Annotated in this window: 3 protein-coding genes; 2 read left to right on the forward strand and 1 reads right to left on the reverse strand. The window is 47.5% G+C overall.

The features are described from left to right. On the forward strand, window positions 1-435 hold a 435-nt coding region (locus tag WCV85_06890; protein ID MFA6474563.1), incomplete at its 5' end, for a hypothetical protein. Window positions 436-550: 115 nt separating this feature from the next. Then, window positions 551-934: a peptide-methionine (R)-S-oxide reductase MsrB gene (msrB, locus tag WCV85_06895; protein ID MFA6474564.1), complete on the forward strand. Its 384-nt coding sequence runs from the start codon at window positions 551-553 to the stop codon at window positions 932-934. 3 nt (window positions 935-937) lie between these two features. On the opposite strand, the gene WCV85_06900 is transcribed toward msrB, so the two are convergent. After that, a partial coding sequence (locus WCV85_06900; protein MFA6474565.1) for an immunoglobulin-like domain-containing protein occupies window positions 938-2743 on the reverse strand: 1806 nt, incomplete at its 5' end.

A 2743-nucleotide genomic window follows, 5' to 3' on the forward strand; every position in this document is an offset into this window, starting at 1 on the left:
CATGTCCTCGACTGGCTTCGACGACATTACGCTGGACAGTCTGTACACGCGGTCTTTTGCGATCTCAACACCATTAAAGGTCAGTCGTTGCTCACCCTGAAAAACGAAACGCAACGGTACTTCAAAAAAAATCGAAAGGGTAAAATTCGTTTCGATGCAGTTATCGCTTCCCATGTCCTGAACTACATTGATTACAAGCTATTCTTACTGGTGATGAAAGAATTCCTAAAAAAGAATGGATTACTCATTGTGAATAACGTCCAAGACTACGGCCTGCCAACTTTCTTCTCGGACAATCGGCCAAAGGATATAGATGAAACACTCACTATTCTCAAGCAAACTGGGTATGTTGTCGTGTACAAACGCATCGTCCCATCTGCCGATATCGAACACCAAAAATACCCTCGTCTTATCATCGTTGCTAAAAATAGCTAATGAAACTCACCCAGCAACGAAACCCAAACCTCACCCCAGAGCAAGTGAACGTTTGCCCCGCACCAGTCGCGTTGCTCCGGTACGGGGCTGCACTCAATTCTGTAATTAATAAACAATGATTACTGGCCAACAGAAAAATCCAAATTTGACACCTGAACAAGAAAACGTTTGCTTCCGGAAAGGCACAGAGCCACCAGGCTCTGGGAAGTACGTCCATACCACAGACCCGGGAACCTACCACTGCGTGAACTGTGGCCAAGCGCTCTTCATGTCCGATACGAAGTTTGACTCTGGTACGGGCTGGCCCAGTTTTTGGGAAACCGCAAACCCGGGCGCAATTGCGTATAAAGAGGATACAACCTTGGGTATACGTCGCACTGAAGTGCAGTGCGCCAATTGCAGAGCGCACCTGGGGCACGTGTTTAAGGATGGGCCAAAACCGACAGGCAAGCGGTACTGCATTAACTCCCTTGCCCTGAAATTTCAACCGAAGAAATAAAACTTACTTCATCTTCACACTGGTCTTGGTCCACGAAAGTTTTTTGGTATCGTAATTCTTGTCCTGAGCTATTTTACCCGCAGGTGGGAAGTAGAGCCACACTTTTGGTTTTGCTGTGCTGCCTTTCACTCCAGTAACGAGTGCATAGGCATTGGTGTAAGTTTTTAACATATGAAACACCACTGTCCCCTTCCCAGAGGCGGCAGTAACTTTTCCCAAATTCTTCAAGCCATTTACTGCCAGACCATATTGCGTTACCTGCAAGCTACCAGTCTTCGGGGCAATTGCAATGAGCGTATAACGAGTTGAAGGATCGGCAACAATGCTAAAGTTTATACCTTTCGTCGAAATGTTCTTCAGGCTATAGCGTTTTTGGAGCTTGCCTGCGGCGTTATACAGCACTAACTCTGGGGTACTGGTGGCGTCAGTATTCAGAAAGAGATATTGGAATTCTGTGGTATTTTTAACCACGGTTTTATAGGCCACCACATTGCCACTATATTTTGGGAAAGGTCGTAGCGTCACATTTTTCTTCCCAACCTTCATAGTCAATCGGCCATTCTTGACCACTTGTTTCACGACTGTTGGAAAAACAATAACATACCGAAAAGTTGTATTTGCCTTACCAGCAGTATCCGTTACTGCATAGGTTCGGGTGTATACCCCCACTTTGTTGGTATCCAACTTCCCACTGACTGTCACACGGGAGGTCAGACTGTTACCTGATGCGTCCGCTGCGGTATAGCCCAGCTCTTTATACTTTGAACCAGCACTTACATAAATCACGCCATTCCCCTTTAGGGTAATAGTGGGTGCGGCTGGATCAGTATTGGAATTTGTACTTGGGCTGGCACTCGGAATTGTCCCGGGTGTCGCACCGGGCGTGGTCACACTCGCTGGCACAGGCGAGATTGTCTTGGGGTCAGAAACATTAAACAAACGAATACCGGCTGAGCCGTCAGCCACTACTGCAACCGTCGTACCATACAAGGCGACTGCAAATGCTTCTCCGGTGCCATAGTAGGTTGCAATGTGCGAAGGTTGCGTTTGGCTAAGGTCAAAGACTTCTAGCCCACCAATGAAATAACTTGTGACGTACGCATAGCTATTTGCCACAACCAGTCCTTGCCCAAAACGGCCACTGATGTTGAACGCCAGAGTTGGCGAAGCGGGGTTGCTCACATTAATTCCCGTGAACCCGGTAATCGTATCATTCAAGTACGCAACATTATTTGCCACGGCAACGCCAAGATAATTTGTGGACGTATCCGGGCTGGTGTAGGTCCCAAGAACTGCAAAATTTGGATATGCGTCAATCATTACCAATGTTTTTCCGGAAGTAACATACACGGTGTGGCCATCCAGTGCGAGGTCTGACGCACCGCTGGTTTCTAGTGTCCCTTTCAGCGAAGGCGCGGATGGAGCTTGCACATCAATTGCTTTTATTTGAAAGGTACTAGTATTTTTGATACCCGTAACATAGGCAATTGTCCCATCACTCACGACGTTTCCTATTCTCAATCCATCCTCAGCATATGTGCCCAGGAGTGAGGGTGAAGTTGGCGTGCTAATGTCTAGAAGCTGAAGATTTGTACCATCTGCCACATACAGGGTCGTCCCAACAATGGCAATTCGATTCGCGCCAGATGCAGTATACGAACCGGCAAGGGTTGGAGAGCTCGTATTAGAAATATCCACTATCTGAATGCCAGCCGATGACTCGGCAATATAGGCATAATTCCCGGAAACTGCTACATCCAGAGCCATGTCAGCGGTCGTGAACGTTCCTAAGGTAGGACTTGCAGCACG

Source organism: Patescibacteria group bacterium (assembly GCA_041665345.1).
Lineage (GTDB): Bacteria > Patescibacteriota > Patescibacteriia > PEXW01 > PEXW01 > JBAYJA01.

Excerpts from the sequence above, each read along its gene's own strand:
- msrB (MFA6474564.1), top strand. The coding sequence starts at position 551 with ATGATTACTGGCCAACAGAAAAATCCAAATTTGACACCTGAACAAGAA.